The organism is Burkholderia sp. JKS000303, from assembly GCF_002563755.1.
GTDB classification, from domain to species: domain Bacteria; phylum Pseudomonadota; class Gammaproteobacteria; order Burkholderiales; family Burkholderiaceae; genus Burkholderia; species Burkholderia anthina_B.
Genome location: NZ_PDBZ01000001.1, coordinates 664,973 through 685,131 on the forward strand (window position 1 = coordinate 664,973; position 20,159 = coordinate 685,131).

At 65.4% G+C, this 20,159-nt stretch carries 18 protein-coding genes; 9 read left to right on the plus strand and 9 right to left on the minus strand.

What is annotated here, in order from left to right; all coding sequences use genetic code 11:
* The first annotated feature begins 3 nt into the window (after positions 1 to 3).
* Positions 4 to 1,026 (plus strand): UDP-glucose 4-epimerase GalE, encoded by a 1,023-nt coding sequence (gene galE / locus BX604_RS03250; protein WP_098549549.1) that lies wholly within the window; start codon positions 4 to 6, stop codon positions 1,024 to 1,026.
* Between the two features lie 27 nt (positions 1,027 to 1,053).
* Positions 1,054 to 2,160 carry an MraY family glycosyltransferase gene (locus BX604_RS03255; protein WP_098549550.1) on the plus strand — a complete coding sequence of 369 codons (1,107 nt, stop codon included), beginning with the start codon at positions 1,054 to 1,056 and terminating at the stop codon, positions 2,158 to 2,160.
* Positions 2,161 to 2,237: 77 nt separating this feature from the next.
* Here the strand turns inward: BX604_RS03255 and BX604_RS03260 are convergent, their stop codons facing one another.
* The 4 genes from BX604_RS03260 to BX604_RS38235 form a co-directional block, all read right to left on the minus strand.
* Complete coding sequence (locus BX604_RS03260) at positions 2,238 to 4,121, minus strand: polysaccharide biosynthesis protein (protein WP_098549551.1); 1,884 nt, start codon at positions 4,119 to 4,121, stop codon at positions 2,238 to 2,240.
* A gap of 12 nt (positions 4,122 to 4,133) precedes the next feature.
* The gene (locus BX604_RS03265) at positions 4,134 to 5,150 is read right to left on the minus strand and encodes an MraY family glycosyltransferase (RefSeq protein ID WP_244108459.1); all 1,017 of its coding nucleotides are present in this window, start codon (positions 5,148 to 5,150) and stop codon (positions 4,134 to 4,136) included.
* A gap of 5 nt (positions 5,151 to 5,155) precedes the next feature.
* Positions 5,156 to 6,121, minus strand: a complete 966-nt coding sequence (locus tag BX604_RS03270; RefSeq protein WP_098549553.1) for a UDP-glucose 4-epimerase family protein — start codon at positions 6,119 to 6,121, stop codon at positions 5,156 to 5,158.
* A 406-nt stretch (positions 6,122 to 6,527) separates the two neighbouring features.
* A complete protein-coding gene (locus tag BX604_RS38235; protein ID WP_143747998.1) occupies positions 6,528 to 6,800 on the minus strand; it encodes a hypothetical protein in 273 nt (90 codons plus the stop codon).
* Between the two features lie 120 nt (positions 6,801 to 6,920).
* On the opposite strand from BX604_RS38235, the gene BX604_RS03275 reads away from it, so the two are divergent.
* The 7 genes from BX604_RS03275 (at position 6,921) to BX604_RS03305 (ending at position 14,765) form a co-directional block, all read left to right on the plus strand.
* Positions 6,921 to 8,498, plus strand: a complete 1,578-nt coding sequence (locus tag BX604_RS03275; RefSeq protein ID WP_143747999.1) for a hypothetical protein — start codon at positions 6,921 to 6,923, stop codon at positions 8,496 to 8,498.
* A gap of 72 nt (positions 8,499 to 8,570) precedes the next feature.
* A complete protein-coding gene (locus BX604_RS03280) occupies positions 8,571 to 9,995 on the plus strand; it encodes a UbiA family prenyltransferase (protein WP_098549555.1) in 1,425 nt (474 codons plus the stop codon).
* A 3-nt stretch (positions 9,996 to 9,998) separates the two neighbouring features.
* Entirely contained in the window at positions 9,999 to 11,315 is a 1,317-nt protein-coding gene (locus BX604_RS03285; RefSeq protein ID WP_098549556.1) for an FAD-binding oxidoreductase, read from the plus strand.
* Positions 11,312 to 12,064 (plus strand): SDR family oxidoreductase, encoded by a 753-nt coding sequence (locus BX604_RS03290; RefSeq protein WP_098549557.1) that lies wholly within the window; start codon positions 11,312 to 11,314, stop codon positions 12,062 to 12,064. Before BX604_RS03285 ends, BX604_RS03290 begins: the two co-directional genes overlap by 4 nt.
* Positions 12,065 to 12,107: 43 nt before the next feature.
* The gene (locus tag BX604_RS03295) at positions 12,108 to 13,046 is read left to right on the plus strand and encodes an NAD-dependent epimerase/dehydratase family protein (protein ID WP_098552681.1); all 939 of its coding nucleotides are present in this window, start codon (positions 12,108 to 12,110) and stop codon (positions 13,044 to 13,046) included.
* Between the two features lie 4 nt (positions 13,047 to 13,050).
* Complete coding sequence (locus BX604_RS03300) at positions 13,051 to 14,334, plus strand: NAD(P)/FAD-dependent oxidoreductase (RefSeq protein WP_098549558.1); 1,284 nt, start codon at positions 13,051 to 13,053, stop codon at positions 14,332 to 14,334.
* Positions 14,331 to 14,765 carry a GtrA family protein gene (locus BX604_RS03305; protein WP_098549559.1) on the plus strand — a complete coding sequence of 145 codons (435 nt, stop codon included), beginning with the start codon at positions 14,331 to 14,333 and terminating at the stop codon, positions 14,763 to 14,765. Before BX604_RS03300 ends, BX604_RS03305 begins: the two co-directional genes overlap by 4 nt.
* Before the next feature lie 12 nt (positions 14,766 to 14,777).
* On the opposite strand, the gene BX604_RS03310 is transcribed toward BX604_RS03305, so the two are convergent.
* The 5 genes from BX604_RS03310 to gmd are packed head-to-tail and all read right to left on the minus strand — an operon-like array spanning position 14,778 to position 20,159.
* On the minus strand, positions 14,778 to 15,983 hold the full coding sequence (locus BX604_RS03310) for a glycosyltransferase (protein ID WP_098549560.1): 1,206 nt from the start codon (positions 15,981 to 15,983) through the stop codon (positions 14,778 to 14,780).
* A complete protein-coding gene (locus tag BX604_RS03315; RefSeq protein ID WP_098549561.1) occupies positions 15,980 to 17,056 on the minus strand; it encodes a glycosyltransferase family 4 protein in 1,077 nt (358 codons plus the stop codon). Before BX604_RS03315 ends, BX604_RS03310 begins: the two co-directional genes overlap by 4 nt.
* Positions 17,057 to 17,081: 25 nt before the next feature.
* Positions 17,082 to 18,233, minus strand: coding sequence for a glycosyltransferase family 4 protein (locus BX604_RS03320; RefSeq protein WP_098549562.1), 1,152 nt, complete (start codon positions 18,231 to 18,233; stop codon positions 17,082 to 17,084).
* On the minus strand, positions 18,230 to 19,147 hold the full coding sequence (locus BX604_RS03325) for an NAD-dependent epimerase/dehydratase family protein (RefSeq protein WP_096503411.1): 918 nt from the start codon (positions 19,145 to 19,147) through the stop codon (positions 18,230 to 18,232). Before BX604_RS03325 ends, BX604_RS03320 begins: the two co-directional genes overlap by 4 nt.
* Positions 19,125 to 20,159 carry a GDP-mannose 4,6-dehydratase gene (gmd, locus tag BX604_RS03330; RefSeq protein WP_098552682.1) on the minus strand — a complete coding sequence of 345 codons (1,035 nt, stop codon included), beginning with the start codon at positions 20,157 to 20,159 and terminating at the stop codon, positions 19,125 to 19,127. Before gmd ends, BX604_RS03325 begins: the two co-directional genes overlap by 23 nt.

Consider the following 20,159-nt stretch of genomic DNA (forward strand, 5'->3'; position numbering starts at 1 on the left):
GCAATGACCGCTAAAGGCACCATCCTCGTCACCGGCGGCGCCGGCTACATCGGCTCGCACACGGCCGTCGAGCTGCTCGACAACGGCTACGATGTCGTGATCGTCGACAACCTCGTCAACAGCAAGGCCGAGTCCGTGCGGCGCATCGAGCGGATCACGGGCCGCACGCCCGCGTTCCACCAGATCGACGTGTGCGACGAAGCCGCGCTCGCGAAGGTGTTCGACGCGCATCCGATCACCGGCACGATCCATTTCGCGGCGCTCAAGGCGGTCGGCGAGTCGGTCGCGAAGCCGATCGAGTACTACCAGAACAACCTCGGCGGCCTGCTCGCCGTGCTCAAGGTCATGCGCGAGCGCAACGTCAGGCAGTTCGTGTTCAGCTCGTCGGCGACCGTGTACGGCGTGCCGGAGCGCTCGCCGATCGACGAATCGTTCCCGCTCTCCGCCACCAACCCGTACGGCCAGTCGAAGCTGATCGCCGAGCAGATCCTGCGCGATCTCGAGGTGTCCGACCCGTCGTGGCGGATCGCGACGCTGCGCTACTTCAACCCGGTCGGCGCGCATGCGAGCGGGCTGATCGGCGAGGATCCGGCCGGCATCCCGAACAACCTGATGCCGTACGTCGCGCAGGTCGCCGTCGGCAAGCTCGAGAGGCTGCGCGTGTTCGGCTCCGACTATCCGACGCCGGACGGCACCGGTGTGCGCGACTACATCCACGTCGTCGATCTCGCGAAGGGGCACATCGCCGCGCTCGACGCGCTCGCGACGCGCGATGCGAGCTTCGTCGTGAACCTCGGCACGGGCCAGGGCTACAGCGTGCTGGAAGTCGTGCGCGCGTTCGAAAAGGCGTCGGGCCGCGCGGTGCCGTACGAACTCGTCGCGCGCCGCCCGGGCGACATCGCCGAGTGCTACGCGAATCCGCAGGCCGCGGCCGACCTGATCGGCTGGCGTGCGACTCTCGGAATCGACGAGATGTGCGCCGATCACTGGAAATGGCAGGAGGGGAACCCCCGCGGTTTTGTATAATCCGCTGTCCATTTTTCGAGCGATCCCATGCTCAGCTTCGCGTCCGGCTTTATCGTCTCCCTGCTCGTCACGTTGTTCATCGTGCGCTACGCGCATTTGCACGAGAAATTCTCGATCGACAGCGACCTGGCCGGCGTGCAGAAATTCCATGTGCGGCCGGTGCCGCGCGTCGGCGGCATCGGGATCCTCACCGGGGTCGTCGCGTCGGCGCTACTGCTGACGCAGCGCTACCCGACGATCGCCGGCAGCATCCTCGGCATCGTCGCGTGCGGGATGCCGGCGTTCCTGTCGGGGCTCGTCGAGGACCTCACCAAGAAGGTGTCGCCACGCGCACGGCTGCTCTGCACGATGGCCGCCGCCGCGCTCGCGTTCTGGCTGCTGAACATCGCGGTCACGCGCATCAGCGTGCCGCCGCTCGACTTCCTGCTCCGCTACGTGGCCATTTCGGCATGCGTGACCGTGCTCGCGGTCGCGGCGCTGGCGAACGCGATCAACATCATCGACGGCTTCAACGGGCTCGCGTCGATGGTCAGTTTCATGATGTTCGCGTCGCTCGCGTACGTCGCGTTCGAGGTCGGCGACCCGGTCGTGATGTCCGCGTCGATCATCATGATGGGCGCGGTGCTCGGGTTCTTCCTGTGGAATTTCCCGGCCGGGCTGATCTTTCTCGGCGACGGCGGCGCCTATTTCATCGGCTTCATGCTCGCCGAACTCGCGATCATGCTCGTGATGCGCAACCGCGAAGTGTCCGCGTGGTACCCGGTGCTGCTGTTCATGTACCCGATCTTCGAGACCTGCTTCTCGATCTACCGGAAGAAATTCATTCGCGGGATGTCGCCCGGCATTCCGGACGGCGTGCACCTGCACATGCTGGTGTACAAGCGGCTGATGCGCTGGGCCGTCGGCACGAAGCACGCGCACGATCTCACGCGCCGCAACTCGCTGACGTCGCCGTACCTGTGGCTGCTGTGCCTGATCGCGGTGATTCCCGCGACCCTGTTCTGGCGGCATACCGTGCACCTGTTCGTGTTCGTCGTGCTGTTCGCGCTCACCTACGTGTGGCTGTACATCAGCATCGTGCGGTTCCGGGTGCCGCGCTGGATGGTCGTGCGCAAGGAAAAGCGCGGGCATTGAGCGATGCCGGGCGACGGTTGTCGCCGGCCAAAAAAAAACGCCCCGCGGGGCGTTTTTTTGTTTCGTGCGGCGGTGCGTTACTCGTTCGACACCGCGCGCACCGCCGGCACGCTTTGCAGCACCGGCGCAACCGTCGTCTGGTATTCCGGCACCCAGCGCCGCAGATCGCGCCGCACCTCGTCGTCGCTCAGCACGCGGTTCTGCATCAGCCACGGCAGCAGTTCGTCGAGCAGGCCGCCCGGCACTTCGCGCGCGCGGGCGATGCGCAGCTTCGGGTGCGGCGTGCGCGTCGTCGCCTCGTCGTCCGCGAGCAGTTCCTCGTAGAGTTTTTCGCCGGGGCGCAGCCCCGTGAACTCGATGCGGATCTGCCCTTCCGAGAAACCGTACAGGCGGATCAGGTCGCGCGCGAGATCGACGATCTTGACCGGTTCGCCCATGTCGAGGATGAAGATCTCGCCGCCGCGGCCCATGCTCGAGGCCTGCAGCACGAGCTGCGATGCCTCCGGAATCGTCATGAAGAAGCGCGTGATCTCGGGGTGCGTGACCGTCACCGGGCCGCCCTTCGAGATCTGCTGCTGGAACTTCGGAATCACGCTGCCCGCGCTGCCGAGCACGTTGCCGAAACGCACCGTCTCGAACTGGGTGTGCCCGCTCGTCTGCTGCAATGCCTGACAGGCCATTTCGGCCAGCCGCTTGCTCGCGCCCATCACGTTGGTCGGATTGACGGCCTTGTCGGTCGAGATCAACACGAAATGGCGCACGTCGTGGCGGATCGCCGCGCGCGCGACGCGGTACGTGCCGAGCACGTTGTTGCGCAGCGCCTGCCACGCGTTGTGCTCTTCCATCAGCGGCACGTGCTTGTATGCGGCCGCATGGAACACGATGTGCGGCGCATAGCGCGACATCACCTGGTCGAGCAGCAGCGAATCCTTCGCATCGCCGATGATCGGCAGCACCGGCTGGTCGGGGAAGCGCTCGCGCAGTTCCTCCGTGAGCCGGTACATCGCGTATTCGGAGAGATCGAACGCCACTAGTTGCGCCGGCTTGAAGCGGAGGATCTGCCGGCACAGCTCGGACCCGATCGAGCCGCCCGCCCCGGTCACCATCACCACGCGCCCGCGCAGCAGCGCCTCGACGTGCGGCGTGTCGATCGTCACCGCGTCGCGGCCGAGCAAATCCTCGAGGTCGATGTTCCGCACCTGCGACAGGAAGCCCTGCCCCGGCATCAGCGCGGTCAGCGACGGCAGCACCATCGCCTTGATGCCGGCGCGCACGCACAGCGTCGCGACGCGGCGCTGCGTTTCGACGGACGCCGACGGAATCGCGATGATCGCGTACTCGACCTTCATCGCGTCGGTCCAGTGCTGCAGGTCGTTGAACGAGCCGAGCACCTTGTAGCCGTAGATTTCGCGGCCCTGCTTGGTGACGTCGTCGTCGAGCAGGCCGACGAGACGCCACTCGCCCGAACGCGACAGCTCGCGCGCGAGGCTCGCGCCGGCCGTGCCCGCGCCGAGCACCAGTATCGGCTTGCCCTGCCCGACGAGTCCGCCGTACAGGTAGAACTCCTTGGTCGCGCGATACAGCGCACGCGCGCCGCCCATCGCGAGAAACAGCATCAGCGGCGACACGAGCAGCACCGAGCGCGGAATGATCGGCGACGGCTGGAACATCACGGCGCCGATCATCACGATCACGCCGCCGCCGATCACCGCCTTCGAGATCCGCACCAGATCGGGCAGGCTCGCGAACACCCACAGGCCGCGATAGAGGCCGAACACGTGGAACATCAGCGCATAGACCGGCAGCACCCAGAAGAGCGCGGTCGAGCCGCCGCTCAGGAAGTCAGGCGGGATACTGCCGTTGAAACGGACGAGATAGGCGAACAACCAGGCGGCTACAACCGCCATCAGGTCGAACAGGAAAGCACTCAGCGACAGCCACGATGCTTTGGATCGCAACATCGGCGGGAAACCTCACGAGTTGTTTTTGGCGGCCGACTGAAACCGGCGCCAACGCATGTCGACCACGACTCCGAGACATGCCAGGACGCCGTACCAAGCGACGAACGACAGCCATTGCTGCAGTTCAGGGCGGCCCTTTGCCCACACGGCGACGATTATGCCTGCGAGCATGATGAGGTACCAATAAAGAGCGGTACGACGGTGGCCAACCCCCGATCGCACCATCCTTTGATAATAATGCTCGCGGTGCGCTTGCCAGAACTTTTCTCCGCGTAACAGACGTCTCAAAAGTGTTACAGATGCGTCTGCGATAAAGGGCGAGAACACCAGTGCCGGAAACCAGATGGGCCACACATCCGTGCGCCAGCCCCAGTAGCCGAGCGCGCCGGCGAGAAAGCCGAGCGGAATCGAGCCGGCATCGCCGAGAAACAAGCGCGCCGGATGGAAATTCAGCAGAAGAAAGCCGAGCGCCGCGCCGGCAGCCGCCGCGCCGGCCACGACCAGGTCGGGCGACGGATTCGCGCCGCCCAGCGCCGCGACCGCATAGCCGCCGAAGCCGAACAGCGCCATCCCGCCCGCGAGACCGTCCGCGCCGTCCATGAAGTTGTACAGGTTCGTCAGCCAGACCATCACGAAGCCCACGCCGACCAGCAGCCACCACGGCGCAGCGGCCGGATAGACGGCAACCAGCGCGACGACTGCCGCGAGGTGCGCGGAGAACCGCACGCGCGCCGGCAGCCCGCGCCGGTCGTCGATCTGGGACAGCGCGGCGAGCCCCGCTGCCGCGGCCGCGATCAGCCCCAGCCGCGGCGCGAGCGCCAGCAGCGCGACGACGCACACGGGCACGATGCCCCAGCCGCCGACGCGCGGTGTCGGCAGCGTATGGAGCGAACGATCGTTTGGAATGTCGGTGGCCAGCCGCCATGCGAGACCGGTCGCAAGCAGCACGCGCAGGATGGCCGTCGATGCGACGGCTGCGGCCAGGGCCAGCGCGAGCGCGGCCGGCCACGTGGAGATCGGGAAAGACATGTCGGTTAGTTCTGGGTATCGCGCGAACGATACCATGCGGCGGTCGCCTCGAGACCCTGTCGGGTCGTATGGGGAGGTTGCCAGCCGAGCACGCGCCGGATGCGGCTCGTATCGAGCTGCAGGCCGCCGGTGAGGCGGTCGATCGCGGCGCGGCGGCCGGTCAGGCGACCCGCGAGCCGCAGCGCGGCGAGCGGCACCGGAAAGAGCCGCGCCGGCCGGCCGAGCGCGTCGCCGACCATGCGCAGAAGGCCGGCGACCGACGGCGCGTCGTCGTCGGCGACGTGGAAACATTCGCGCGCCGCGCGCGGGTCGCTCATGCAGCGCAGCAATGCGTCCACGAGATTGTCGATGCTGACGACACTGCGGCGCGCGGTGATTGCGCCGAGCGGCAGCGGCACGCCGCGCGACACGGTGTCCATCATTTTCAGGAAGTTCGCGCGGACCTCGGGGCCGTACACCAGCGGCGGCCGGACGATCACCGTCTCGAGGCCGGTGTCGTCGCCGAATTGCCGAAGCTGCACTTCGGCATCGCGCTTGGAACGGCCGTACGGATCTTCTGGGCGGGCCGGGCTGTCTTCGCGCAGCGGCTGGCCGCCGTCGGTTTCGGCGATGGCCTTGATGCTGCTCACGAACACGATGCGACGCACGCCATGCCGGTGCGCGGCGGCGGCCACGCGCAGCGTGCCATCGACGTTCATCGCGCGAAACGCGGCGTCCGGATCGGCAGCGGCGTCGTTCATGACGTGCACGCGCGCGGCGAGGTGCACGACGCAGTCGGCATCACGGGCCGAGGCCGGCCACTGCGTGTCGATATCGGCGAATTCGGGGCCGGTGTAGACCCACTCGTCGACGCCAGCCGGCGCGGTGCCGGCGCGGCGCACGAGGCCGGTCACCCGATGACCGTTCTCGACCAGGGTACGGCATAGAACGCGGCCCACGAAGCCGTTCGCCCCCGTTACCACGACATGCATCGGCGATGTTTCCAGGCAAAGCGGTTGAGAAAGCAGCATGGACGCGGCACGCGACAAGCTCGGCGGACATCCATGCCCATTCGATACATGAATGATGTTCGAATGCCTAATAGACCCGCAGTATACCGTTTAGGTCCCGGGTTTCGATCGCGCAGTTAGGACGCACTTCGGCACCCGCTCCCGGGGAACAGAACACGTGATGCGCGGCCCTCCGGACACTATCCCAAATTCACCGCAACACACATTCGACACGCACGCAAGAGGTTGAAATATCACGCTTTTTCCTGCATGATAGCGCCCGCCTAGAACGACGAAAACCGGTGCACGAACCGCTTGTGCGCCGGAATGCTTCATAGAACAAGTGAGACCAATGGGATCCATGTTGGACGCAAACGCAAAGCACCCGTCAACCCAAAATTCCATTGCTAAAAACCCCTGCCTGCTCGATCTGCTGATTTTCGGTGTCCTTGCGTTCGCGCTGCTGCTGATCAACTGGCCGTTGATCAACGTCAATCACATCGAGATTTCGGACTTCGCTGCCAACAGCCTGCTGATCCAGAAGGCGAAACACCTCGATCTGTTCGTCGGAAACTACTCGCGCGTCGGGTTCAACCATCCCGGCCCCGCGATCCTGTACGTGCAGGCATTCGGCGAGCTGTTCCTGTACGACTGGCTGCATGTCGTCGCATCGCCGTTTTCCGGCCAGATGGTCGCGTCGATCCTGTACAACGCAGCGTGGATCACGGTCGTGTTCCGGATGCTCCGGACCATCGTCGGATCCGTGCGCGGCGCCGGTCTCGTGACGGCCGCATTCCTCTGCATCGTCGCGTATCAGAACTTCCAGTTCTTCGCCGGCATGTGGTTTCCGGAGCTCTATTTCTTCCCGTTCGTGGCCGCGCTCGTCGCCGCGTCCCGGTTCGCGTCCGGGAAAGCCGACATGCTCATGCCGCTGGCACTGAGTGCGGGCTTCCTGATCAACGGGCACGTGTCGTTCCTGTCGACGCTCGGGATCATCTTCGTGCTGCTCGTGCTCTACAACGTGCTCGCGCATCGCAAGCTGCCCGCCGATCAGGTGATGTTCGGTCTGGAATACTGGCGAACGAACGCAGCGCGAATTGCCCGGGCCGTGGGCGTTCTGCTGCTGTTCTTCGTCCCGCTGGCAATCGAGACCATCCGCCATCCGCCGGGCCCGATAGCCGACTACATCTCGTTCGGCAAACAGCACCACGCCAATACGCTCGGCGAATCGCTTCAGTATGCCGCCCAATTCTGGGGTGGCAACGCGATCTTCATTGCGGCGATACTCGTCATCGGCGCGTTGTTCGTTCTTGGTCTGTCCAGCAAACGCCAAACGATGCCCGTCGAGATACTCGGCCTGCTGGCCACGCTGCTCGCCGCCACCGCGGCCATGATCGTCTACTCGAAGTTCGGGGTCGACATGCTCGACCAGAAATACATCGGGTACTTCTACTATGCGGTTCCCGCGCTGGCCGCCAGCCTGATCGTCGTGTGGATCATGCGTGCGTCGTCGCCCGCGTCGTTCGCGATGCTGGCGACAATCGCGATCCCCGTTCTGCTGATCGTCACCGCCCGGAAAATCGACCACACGCCGGCTTACGCCGATGCCTATACGCGCCCCGACGTCGTCGACCTGTACAACAAGCTGGAAAAGATCAAACCGGACGGGCGCATCGTCCTGAACCTCAACAACCAGTCGAACTGGGGCAAGGTATGGACGACGGTCGTCGGCCTGGAGGTCTATGCGAAGCACCGCGGGAACGATCTTTTCTGCATCCGGCAAAGCTGGCATATCCTGTTTACGAAGGATGCGCGGTGCACGCCGGATGAAATCGCGAATCACCCGCAATACGAGGTTTCCAGTGCAACGGCGGACAATCGCGCGCCGGCGGATATCGCAGCCGCGGGCCTGTTGATCAGAAAATATCCTGACGATTTTTCGGACGTCGGTTATCTGTCGGTCGCAAAGAACCCAGGCATCTTCGGCATCATTCTTGGCGACGGCTGGTCGTCCGTGGAACCGGAGTTCGTTTGGATGCAGGCAAACGAAGCCCACCTGCTGCTGAAGGTACACAACGGATACTCGGGCACCCTGCAACTGGATCTCGGCGCATTCCTGCCGCGCCCGAATTCCGCCCAGCATCTGACGATCTATGTGAACGACGCCCCGGCTTACCACGCCACGTTCAATGCCGGCACGCCGCGGCAGACGATTCGCATCCCGATCGAACGGGCGGTTCAGGGCCGGCTCGATATCCGCTTCGTCGATCCCGACATCGTGTCGCCCCAGTCCGTCGGCATGTCCGACGATCCGCGCACACTCGGCGTCTCGTTATACGGACTCGGCCTCGCCCATTGAGGCGAGCCTCGAAGGTACTTGCAACCGTCTGCTCATGCTGTTTGATTCGACCCGCCACTGCAGCACCTAACTATGATCGGCAGACCGCTCGTTGTTGACCTCGATGGCACCCTGCTTCGTTCGGACGTCCTGATCGAATCCGGGTTCTGTTACCTGAAGTCTTCGCCGCTTCGTTGCCACGCGCCGATCGCGTGGCTGCTCCGCGGCGGCAAGCCCGTGCTCAAGTCGCGGCTGGCCGCCGAGACCGATCTCGACGTCAGCGTGCTGCCGTTCGATCCGCAGATCGTCGAGTGGCTCAAGGACGAACGCGCGAACGGACGCACGATCGTGCTGGCCACCGCCAGCCACGAGAAGTACGCGCACGCGATCGCCGAGCATCTCGCGCTGTTCGACGAAGTCCTCGCGACCAACGACCAGGTCAACCTGTCCGCGCATCGGAAACGGGACCGGCTCGTCGCCCGCTTCGGCGAACATGGCTTCGACTATGCCGGCAACTCGCGCGACGATCTTCCGGTCTGGCAGGCAGCCGAGCGTGCGTACGTCGTCAACGCCCCGGCCGCCGTCAAGCGCGCGGCCGAAAAGGCCGGCAACGTCGAGCGTGTGTTCGAATCCCGTCCGCCGGCGCTGAAAACGTGGGCCCGGTCGCTGCGCATGCATCAGTGGCTGAAAAACCTGCTGATCTTCCTGCCGCTGCTTGCCGGACACATGCTGGGCTCGCCCCACCTGATCGTCAATGCGGCGTTGGCGTTCGTCGCCTTCGGCCTCTGCGCGTCGAGCGTCTACCTGCTCAACGACCTGCTCGATCTCGAGGACGACCGCCACCATCCGACCAAATGCCGGCGCCCGCTCGCATCGGGCGCGCTGCCGCTCGCGTGGGGCCTGGCCGCGTTTCCCGCGCTGCTCGTCGGCGCGTTCGCGCTCGCATACGTCGCACTGCCGTGGCGCTTCTCGGCGGTGCTGCTCGGCTACTACGCGCTGACGCTGGCCTACTCTGCCGTGCTCAAGCGCCTGGTGATGGTCGACGTCGTCGTGCTCGCGCTGCTCTATACCGTCCGGATCATTGCGGGCACAACGGCCATCGCGACGCATCTGACGTTCTGGCTGCTGGCCTTCTCGATGTTCATCTTCCTCAGCCTCGCGCTCGTCAAGCGCTACGCGGAACTGCTGTCGATGAAAAAGCGCGGGCTGACCCAGTCGCGCGGCCGCGGTTACGTCGCAAGCGATCTCGAACTGGTCTCGTCGCTGGGCAGCGCATCGGGCTATCTGTCGGTGCTCGTGCTGGCGATGTACATCCAGGATCCGAAGACCGCACACCTCTACCGTCACCCGCAACTGATCTGGCTCGCGTGTCCGCTACTGCTCTACTGGATCAGCCGGACCTGGATCCTCGCGCACCGCGGCCACATGCACGACGACCCGATCATCTTCGCGGTCCGCGACCGGTTGAGCCTGGTCGTGATCGGCTTGTGCGGCCTGGTCTTCTGGGCGGCGATCTGAACCATGCGCACGGTGCTTTCATGGGGACGCTACCCCGCCCACCCGCAAACCCCGCACGACGTTGCGTGGCGCAACGACCTGCCCGGCACCTGGGCAGGAGTCGTCGGTGCGCATGAAACCACGCTCGCCTACGGCAACGGCAGAAGCTACGGCGACAGTTGCCTGGCCGCGTCCGGCCACGTGCTGCGAACCCGCCCGCTGGACCGGCTGATCGGCGCGAACTGGGAAACGGGCGTGCTGCGCGCGGAGCCCGGCATCACGCTCGAGCAGATTCTGGAAGTCGCGATACCGCGCGGCTGGATGCTGCCCGTCACGCCCGGGACCAAATACGCGACGCTGGGCGGTGCCATCGCGAACGACGTGCACGGCAAGAACCATCACGTGCGCGGCACGTTCGGCCGTCATGTGCGCCGCTTCATGCTGGCCCGCAGCGACGGCACGATGGTCGAATGCGCGGAGGATACGAACGCGGCACTCCATGCCGCGACGATCGGCGGCCTGGGCCTGACCGGGTTGATCCAGTGGGCCGAGATCCAGTTGATGCCGATCCGGTCGAGCCGGATCGACGTGACCAGCATCCGCTTCGGCGATCTCGACGAGTTCTTCGCGCTGTCGGAAGCCTACGATCCCGTGCATGAATACAGCGTCGCGTGGGTGGATTGCCTCGGTCGGGGCGAGCAGCTCGGCCGCGGCATCTTCATGATCGGCGATCATGCAAACGAAGGGCCGCTGGAAGTCGACCGGCGCGGCAAACGCACGGTGCCGTTCACCTTTCCGGCGCCGATTTTCAACAAGGCGACCCTGCGCGCATTCAACGGCCTGTATTATCACCGCCAGCAGACCCGCGAAGTCCGCTCCACCGTCAGCTACGACCAGTACTTCTATCCATTGGACGGCCTGCTCGAGTGGAACCGGATCTACGGACGCCGCGGCTTCCAGCAATATCAATGCGTCGTGCCGCGCGCGGTGGCCCGCGACGCGACGCGCGACATGCTGCGCGCGATCGCCGACAGCGGAACCGGATCGTTTCTGGCCGTGTTGAAGCGTTGCGGCGACGTCCGGTCGCCCGGGCTGCTGTCGTTCCCGATGGAAGGCACGTCGCTCGCGCTCGACTTTCCGCAGCGCGATGAACAGAACCACCGGCTCTTTGCCGTCCTCGACACCATCGTCCGCGAGGCCGCGGGAAGAATCTATCCGGCGAAAGATGCCCATATGACGGGCCAGGACTTCCGGACGGCCTATCCGGACTGGGAACAGGTCGAAACCCTGCGCGATCCCGCGCTGCTTTCCCGTTTTTGGGATCGCGTCACCCGTACATGACCATGCAGAAAAAGATACTGATAGTAGGTGCGACCTCAGGCATTGCGATGGCCTGTGCACGCGTCTGGGCCGCTCAGGGCGCCCGGCTGTTCCTGGTCGCGCGCAACGCTGATCGCCTGCAGCAAGTGGCCGACGATCTGCTGGCCCGCGGCGCGACGCTCGCGGCCACGCACACGCTGGACATCAACAAACTGGAGCAGCACGCCGCGATGCTCGACGACTGCCGGCGCGCGTTCGACGGCGCGCCCGACATCGTGCTGGTCGCACCGGGCACGCTGCCCGACCAGGCGCTGTGCCAGGCCGACCCCGCCGTTGCCGTGCGCGAATTCAATACCAACGCGACGTCGGTGATCGCGTTGCTGACCACGATCGCGAACACGCTCGAGGCGGCACGAAGCGGCGCGATCGCGGTGATCGGCTCGGTCGCCGGCGACCGCGGCCGCCCGTCCAATTATCTGTACGGCAGCGCGAAAGCCGCGCTCGCGACGTTCTGCGAAGGCCTGCGCGCACGGCTCTACAAGGCCGGCGTCCACCTCGTCACGATCAAGCCCGGCTTCGTGGCCACCGCGATGACGGCGGGGCTGCCGCTGCCCGGCCCGCTCGTCGCGTCGCCGGAGAAGGTCGCGAAGGACATCACCCGGGCCATCGAGAAGAAGAAGAACGTGCTGTATACGCCGTGCTTCTGGTCGCTGATCATGCTGATCATCCGCTCGGTGCCGCAGTTCGTCTTCAAGCGCCTGTCCCTGTGACAACCGCGACGCGCCCGCCCCTCTCATGCAGACACCCGAAATCATGAATCAAACCCGTATCGTCCTCCCTGGCGGCGCCGGCCTGGTCGGTCAGAACCTCGTTGCCCGCCTGAAGCAGCAGGGCTACTCGAACATCGTCGTCCTCGACAAGCACGAAGCGAACCTGAACGTGCTGCGCCAGGTGCATCCGGATGTCACCGCCGTGTTCGCCGATCTCGCGGAGCCGGGCGACTGGGACAAGCATTTCGAACACGCGGACACGGTCGTCATGCTGCAGGCCCAGATCGGCGCGCCGACCCGCGAGCCGTTCGTGCGCAACAACATCACGTCGACGAAGCACGTGCTCGAGGTGATCAAGCGCTATGCCATTCCCCATACGGTGCACATCAGCTCGTCGGTGGTCAATTCCGTGGGGGACGACTGGTACACGGAAACCAAGCGCGAGCAGGAAGAGATCGTCGCCGCATCGGGCATCAACTGCGTGATCCTGCGTCCGACGCTGATGTTCGGCTGGTTCGACCGCAAGCACCTCGGCTGGCTGTCGCGCTTCATGCACCGCGTGCCGGTGTTCCCGATCCCGGGCAGCGGCCGCTACATGCGCCAGCCGCTCTACGTCGGCGATTTCTGCAACGTGATCATCAGCTGCATCCGCTCCGGAAAGGCGGGACAGGCCTTCAACATCACGGGGCTCGAGCGCGTCGACTACATCGACCTCATCCGCCAGATCAAGCGCGCGACCCACGCACGCTGCGCGATCGTGAAGATCCCGTACGGCCTGTTCTACGTGCTGCTGAAGATCTACGCGCTGTTCGACAGCAATCCGCCGTTCACCGCGGACCAGTTGAAGGCGCTCACCGCCGGCGACGAGTTCGAGGTGATCGACTGGGAAGGCATCTTCGGCATCCAGGCCACGCCGCTTGACAAGGCCATGACCGAAACCTTCAACGACCCGACCTACAGCCACATCGCACTAGAGTTCTAAAGCCATGAGCGCAGACCGTATTGCCGTCCTCGGTGCCGGCCCCATGGGGCTCGGCGTTGCCTACCAGCTCGTCAAGGACGGGCGCAAGCCCGTGATCTTCGAGGCAGACGACCGTGTCGGCGGCATGGCCGCATGCTTCGACTTCGGCGGACTCTCGATCGAGCGCTACTACCACTTCCACGCGATTTCCGATCACGCGTTCCTGAAGGTGCTGCAGGAACTCGGCCTCGAAGACAAGATGCACTGGCGCGAAACGAAGATGGGGTACTTCTACCAGGATCGCGTGCAGCCGTGGGGCAATCCGATCGCACTGCTGAAGTTCAAGGGGCTCGGCCTGACCGCGAAGATCCGCTACGGGCTGCACGCGTTTCTCTGCACGCGCCGCGACGACTGGAAGCCGCTCGACAAGCTCGAGGCGACCGGCTGGATTCGCCGCTGGGTGGGTGAAGAAGCGTGGGAAGTGCTGTGGCGCCGCCTGTTCGACTACAAGTTCTACGATCACGCGCGCAGCCTCTCCGCCGCGTGGATCTGGAGCCGCGTGCGCCGGATCGGCCGGTCGCGCTACAACCTCTTCAGGGAAAAGCTCGGCTACCTCGACGGCGGCTCGGATACGCTGCTCGAAGGCATGCGCCGCTACATCGAAGCAAACGGCGGCGAGTTCCGGCTCGGCACGCCGGTCAGCAAGGTGCTGATCGAGAACGGCAAGGTCGCCGGCGTCGAGGCGGGTGGCGAGTCGCTCGCGTTCGACAAGGTGATCAGCACCATTCCGCTGCCGTACGTGCCGCGCGTGATGCCCGATCTCCCGACCGACATCCTGGAAAAATTCGCGAGCGTGAAGAACGTCGCGGTGGTGTGCGTGATCGCCAAGCTGCGCAAGCCGGTCACCGAGAACTTCTGGCTCAACACCAACGATCCGGAGATGGACATTCCGGGGATCGTCGAATACACGAACCTGCGTCCGCTCGATGCGCACGTCGTGTACGTTCCGTTCTACGTGCCGGGCGAACACCCGGTCTACCAGCAGCCGGATACGGCCTTCATCGACAAGGTGAAGCGCTACCTGATGAAGATCAACCCCGCGATCACGCCCGACGATTTCATCGACGTGCGCGCGAGCCGCTACCGCTTCGCGCAACCGGTGTGCGAGCCGGGCTTCGCCGATCGCCTGCCGCCGATCCAGTTGCCCGTGCGGGGCCTGCTGGTCGCCGACACGTCGTATTACTACCCCGAAGACCGCGGCATCTCCGAAAGTATCGGGCTCGCGCGCGAAATGGCCAGAATGGTATGACCGACCTTGTCCGAACCGCGAAGCGCGGCCTCGTTTCCCGGGAATTCCTGCTGTTCCTGCTGACGGGCGGCTTCGCCGCGGCCGTCAACTGGAGCAGCCGGATTCTCTACAACCTGTGGATGCCCTACTCGGCCGCGATCGTCGTCGCCTACGTGACCGGCATGATCACGGCGTTCATCCTGGCCAAACTGTTCGTCTTCAAGAAAAGCACGCAGTCCACGGGGCGCTCGGCATTCTTCTTCACGCTGGTGAACCTGGTCGCGGTGTTGCAGACGTGGCTCGTCAGCGTCGGTCTTGCGTACTACGTCTTTCCGCGGCTCGGCCTGCACTGGCATGACCGGGACATCGCCCACCTGATCGGCGTGATCGTCCCGGTTTTCTCCAGCTACATCGGCCACAAGAAGTTCAGCTTCCGGCATCACGAAAGCTGAGCCGTCGCCCGGCTAACGCGCCGGGCCGGCAGCCAGCAGCGCGTCCACCCGCTCGACCAGCGCGCGGGTCATCTCGAGCCAGCCATGTTCGCGCTCAACGAACTGCCGCGCGTGACCGGCCATCTCCACTGCTTCCGACGGATGCGCGACGAGCCACTCGATGCGCTCGACGAACGCGTCGGGCGTATCGGCGATCAGCAGGTCCTGCCCGCTTTTCGCACCCAGCCCTTCGTGCCCCAGCGACGTCGTGACGACCGGCAGCCCGAGCGCCATGTATTCGAGGATCTTGTTCTGCACGCCGGCGCCGATCCGCATCGGGCACACGCCGATTGCGCCGTCGGCCGCGGCCTGCGCGACCGACTCAACGCGGCCGGTCACCTCGACGCCGTCGTACGCACGGAATTGCTCGGCCAGCGCGGGCGCGATGGAGCCGACGATCCGGAAACGATAGTCGGCACGCCGGCGCAGCAACGGCAGCACCGTTTCGGCGAAGTAGTGGCACATGTCCTGGTTCTGCACCGTGCGCATGTCGCCGATGAACACCAGCAAGCGGTTCGCCATGCTGCGCGCCGCATACGGCAGGCCGGAGAGATCCACGCCGTTCGAACACACCATCACCCGCTTGCCCGACTCGCCGGGAAACAGGTAGTCGCGATCGGTCTTCGACACGAGTACCGACAGATCGAAGTCGTCGACGATCGTGCGCTCGTAGTCGAGCAGGCGCTTCGCCTCGATGCCGAACACGCGCGACTTCAGCCCGCGTGCTTTCCTGAGCTGCTTGACGCGGCTGTAGTTGAGCGAGATCGCGTCGGTCATTTCGAGCACGCGCGGCTTGTCCGACTTGCGCACGTACTCCGCGCAGCGCACCAGATGCACGAACGCGCCGTCATGCGACGGCAGCAGCCGGGACACGGCCGCCGCAAACGCGCTGCTGCGGTAGTACGCGACCTGCAGCGGCGTGCGCGTCGGCAGCGCGAGCAGCGTATTGACGTACGAACGCGCCTTGGACAGAAAGACTCGTTCGACGCGATCGAACACGCCGTCGGCCGGCACTTCGGCATGCATGTCTTCCTGACTGTCGCACAAGCTCAGCAACGTCAGCGAGTAATGGCGCGACAGCATCCTGCAGAGGTGATAGATCCGCAGCTTGTCGCCGCCGATCACCGGGTACGGAAACCGCGGCGTCAGCACCAGCAGCTTCTTCTTGTTTTCGCTCATGACAGGCGCGCCCAGAAAGCCTCGATCTTCGGACGGACAGCGGATTCCGAAAAGGTGCGCGCACGGTCCATCCCGTCGCCGAACGCCACCTCGAAACGCGTGTCGTCGCACCATACCTGGCGGATCTGCTCCGCCATGTCTTCCACCGAATACGGATCGAACTGCAGGCCGCACGTGCCGACGATCTCGGGGATCGACGTCGTGTTGCTGCACGCGACGGGCGTGCCGGACGCCATCGCTTCCAGCGGCGGAATCCCGAATCCTTCGAACAGCGAAGCAAACACGAAAGCACGCGCACGCCGGTACTGCTCGCGCAGTTCGTCGCGCGACACGTAGCCGAGCAGTTCGACGTGGCGCGCAAGCCCGAGCGCATTCGCGCGCTCGAGAAAATGCGCGTGATGCTCGACCTTGATACCGGCGATCCGGAGCCGCGCGTCGTCGTCCAGCGCCGGCCGCGCGACCGCGAAGGCCTGCAGCAGCCGGTCGACGTTCTTGCTCGGCACCTCGCCCGCCACCGTAAACAGGTACGGCTCGCGCTCCGCGCGGCTCAGCGGCGGGGCGAACCAGTCGTCCGAAATCGCACACGGAATGACCTGCACGTCGGCCTCGCGCAGCCCGAACGTCTCCACCAGCTCACGCTGCGTGAATCGCGAAATGGTCAGCACGACGTCCGCCTGGCGCGCGAGCCGCGGCACCACATGCCGGCGATAAACGCGCCCGGCGGTCTGGTACAGCGATCTCGCCGGCGGCAGCACGCTCCACGGCTGCATGTAGATCAGGTCGTGAACGACCGCGATCAACCGCGTGTTGCCGATCGATCGCAGCGGCCCGGTGTTGTACGGGCACAGCAGGTAGTCGAGCTTCTGTTCCCGGCACAGGCGTGGCAACTCGACCTGCTCCCACCACGGGAAGAAACCGCGGCCGCCGCTCACGCACGGCCATTCGTCGGCGCTCACGCCGTCCGGCGCGAGGCCCAGGACCGACGCGCCGACCGGCGCCACCAGTTGCCGGGCGAACCGCCCCATGCCGCGGTAGTTGCCCACCATCCAGGTGATATCCACCCCCAACTTCACGCGGTACTCCTCGCAGCAAATTCACTCATGAACGACGCGTCCCGCGCAGGACGGTGTCGTAGACGGCCAGGGTCTGCGCCGCGCAGGCTGGCCAGTTCAGTTCGCGTGCACGCGCCAGCCCGGCTTCACGCAGCGCGGCGGCCTTGCCCGGCTGCTCGACGAGCGCGCGCATCCCGTCGGCGATGTCGCCGGTGCTGGCGGGGTCGACCAGGATCGCCGCGTCACCCGCGACTTCGGGAACCGACGTCGTATTCGATGCGATCACCGGCAGCCCCGACGCGAACGCCTCGACGACCGGCAGTCCGAAGCCCTCGCACAGCGACGCGAACACGAGCGCGCTGGCCGACTGCATCAATGCGCGCACGTCGTGGTCGGGCAGATACTGGAGCCAGCGCACGCTGCCGCTTTCGTCCGCGCCCAGGCGCGCGACGAGCTGATCGCAGCCCCATCCGGCGCGGCCGACGATCACCAGCGGGATGTCGCGGCGCAGCGCGGCCGGCAGGCTCGCGTGGGCGTCCACCACCCGCTCGAGGTTCTTGCGCGGCTGCAGGGTGCCGACGCACAGGAAGAACTGCTCGGGCAGGCCGAGCCGCTTCAGCACCGCGGCCCGCTCGTCCGAGTCGATCCGCTCGAAGAAGCGCGGGTGCACGCCCAGCGGAACGACCGAGATCCGGTCGGGCGCGATGCCGAAATGCTCGACGATTTCGCGCTTCGAATAATCGGAGATCGTGATCACATGATCGGCCCAATGCCCGGAACGCCGCAGCAGCCAGCGGCGCAGCGCGGCCAGGCGGACCGTCGTCCACTCCGGATGCGACAGCGGAATGGCATCCATCAGCGTCGCGATCACAGGCGTGCCCGACAGCTTCGGAATCAGGTGATCCGTCGCATGGAAAACGTCGACGCGCTCGGCGCGCAGCGCCTGCGTGTCGACCCAGGACCACGGCGTGACGGCGCCCAGCACCGTCGCGACCGCGTGCCCGCCCAGATTCACGGGCGGCCGGGCGCCCGGAAATGCATCGCCGCCGACGACCGCGCCGAAGCCGGCGGGAACCAGGTCGACCCCGCCGTGCGCCAGCAGCGCCCGCCCCAGTTCACGCGTATACGACCCGATGCCGTCGACACCGCCATGCGCGCTGCTGCGCGCGAGGGCGGTCGTGCCGAAACCGACTTTCACCCCCGCCCTCCGCCAAACATCCAGCGCAGCGTGCTTTCCAGCGGAATGTCCTCGAGCGGCCCGACGGCGGCCTGCAAGCGCGCACCGTCACCCTGCAGACGACGGACTTCGTTCGCCCGCACGAATGCCGGGTTGACGCGCACCTCGATCGAATAGCCGGCGATCTGTTCCATCATCGCGATCACCGCCTTCAGCGATACGGCACGGCCCGAGCATACGTTGAACACGCCGCCGGCCGGTGCCAGTTGAAGCAGGCGCCGATAGGCGTCCACCACGCGCCGAACGTCGGAAAAATCGCGCTCGACGTCGATATTGCCGAGCTCGATCACGCGCTCGCCGCGCTGGAAATGGCCGACGATCTTCGGCAGCAGGAATTGCGGCGACTGGCCGACACCCGTGTAGTTGAACGGACGCGCGACGACGATCGGCAGCTTGTCGCGCCAAAGACGCGCCATGTACTCCATCGCCAGCTTGCTGACCGCATAATCGTTCGCCGGATTCGGTTCGACCGATTCGTCGATGACCTCGACCGCCGCGTTACCGTAGATGTTGGCGCTGCTCGCCAGCAGGACCGCCTTCGGACGGTTCTCCAGGTTCGCAAGCGCCTCCAGCAGGTTGCGCGTGCCGACCACGTTGGTGCGATAGATTGCATCGGCGTCGCCGTGCGCGACGAACGCGATCGCGGCCAGATGCGCGACCACGTCCGGCTGCACGTCCGCGACGACTTGCGCGAGCGCGGCGCGGTCGCACAAGTCGACGCGGTACATGTCGGCGCCCGTCGCTTCGGCGCCGTGCGCGGTGCCGAACACGCGATAGCCGGCCGCACGCAGCGACTGCGCAAGATAATCGCCGGTAAAGCCGCCGAGCCCCGTCACCAGGGCGCGCGGGGCGTCAGAACGAGAAGCCGCGTTCATTTCGACGCAAATCCGCTTCGACCATCATCGCGCACAGCTCCTCGAGCGTCGTCTTCGGCTCCCAGCCGAGCTTCTGCTTCGCCTTCTCCGGGTTGCCGATCAGCAGATCGACCTCGGCCGGGCGATGGAACTTCGGATTGACGCGAACCACCGTCTTGCCGGTCGCGACATCGACGCCGATTTCATTCACGTCGCTGCCCTTGAATTCCAGGTCGACGCCGGTCGCCTTGAATGCCATGCGCACGAAATCGCGCACGGTTTCGGTCCGGTTCGTGGCCAGCACGTAGGTGTCCGGCTCGTCGGCCTGCAGCATGCGCCACATCCCTTCGACGTATTCCTTCGCGAAGCCCCAGTCGCGCTTCGCGTCCATGTTGCCCAGTTCGAGCACGTCGAGCTGGCCGAGCTTGATCTTCGCGACGGAGTCGGTGATCTTGCGCGTGACGAACTCGCGGCCGCGCAGCGGCGACTCGTGATTGAACAGGATCCCACTGCAGCCGAAGATGTCGTAGCTTTCGCGATAGTTCACCGTAATCCAGTGCGCATACAGCTTGGCCACGCCATACGGGCTGCGCGGATAGAACGGCGTCGACTCGATCTGCGGAATCGCCTGCACCTTGCCGAACATCTCGGACGTGCTCGCCTGGTAGAAGCGGATCTTCGGGTTGACGATGCGGATCGCCTCGAGCAGGTTCAGCGGGCCGATCCCGGTGATTTCCGCGGTGGTGACCGGCTGGTCGAACGACACGCCGACGAAGCTCTGCGCGGCGAGGTTGTAGACTTCCGTCGCGCCCGTGGTCTGCAGCAGACGAATGCTCGAAGACAGGTCGGTCAGGTCGTACTCGATCAGATGCAGGTTCGGGTGCTTGGCAATCCCGAGCTCCTCGATGCGCCAGAAGTTGACCGAGCTCGTGCGGCGATAGGTGCCGTAAACGGTATAGCCTTTCTCGAGCAGAATCTGCGCAAGGTAAGCACCGTCCTGACCGGTGATGCCGGTAATAATGGAAGTCTTCAT

Bases quoted from the DNA above. Each gene is read 5' to 3' on its own strand.
- BX604_RS03260 (WP_098549551.1), bottom strand. From the start codon at position 4,121: ATGTTGCGATCCAAAGCATCGTGGCTGTCGCTGAGTGCTTTCCTGTTC.
- BX604_RS03265 (WP_244108459.1), bottom strand. From the start codon at position 5,150: ATGTCTTTCCCGATCTCCACGTGGCCGGCCGCGCTCGCGCTGGCCCTG.
- BX604_RS38235 (WP_143747998.1), bottom strand. From the start codon at position 6,800: ATGCAGCCAGTCGTACAGGAACAGCTCGCCGAATGCCTGCACGTACAG.
- BX604_RS03255 (WP_098549550.1), top strand. From the start codon at position 1,054: ATGCTCAGCTTCGCGTCCGGCTTTATCGTCTCCCTGCTCGTCACGTTG.
- BX604_RS03285 (WP_098549556.1), top strand. From the start codon at position 9,999: ATGCGCACGGTGCTTTCATGGGGACGCTACCCCGCCCACCCGCAAACC.
- BX604_RS03305 (WP_098549559.1), top strand. From the start codon at position 14,331: ATGACCGACCTTGTCCGAACCGCGAAGCGCGGCCTCGTTTCCCGGGAA.
- BX604_RS03325 (WP_096503411.1), bottom strand. From the start codon at position 19,147: ATGAACGCGGCTTCTCGTTCTGACGCCCCGCGCGCCCTGGTGACGGGG.
- gmd (WP_098552682.1), bottom strand. From the start codon at position 20,159: ATGAAGACTTCCATTATTACCGGCATCACCGGTCAGGACGGTGCTTAC.
- BX604_RS03310 (WP_098549560.1), bottom strand. From the start codon at position 15,983: ATGAGCGAAAACAAGAAGAAGCTGCTGGTGCTGACGCCGCGGTTTCCG.
- BX604_RS03290 (WP_098549557.1), top strand. From the start codon at position 11,312: ATGACCATGCAGAAAAAGATACTGATAGTAGGTGCGACCTCAGGCATT.
- BX604_RS03270 (WP_098549553.1), bottom strand. From the start codon at position 6,121: ATGCATGTCGTGGTAACGGGGGCGAACGGCTTCGTGGGCCGCGTTCTA.
- BX604_RS03280 (WP_098549555.1), top strand. From the start codon at position 8,571: ATGATCGGCAGACCGCTCGTTGTTGACCTCGATGGCACCCTGCTTCGT.
- BX604_RS03300 (WP_098549558.1), top strand. From the start codon at position 13,051: ATGAGCGCAGACCGTATTGCCGTCCTCGGTGCCGGCCCCATGGGGCTC.
- galE (WP_098549549.1), top strand. From the start codon at position 4: ATGACCGCTAAAGGCACCATCCTCGTCACCGGCGGCGCCGGCTACATC.
- BX604_RS03295 (WP_098552681.1), top strand. From the start codon at position 12,108: ATGAATCAAACCCGTATCGTCCTCCCTGGCGGCGCCGGCCTGGTCGGT.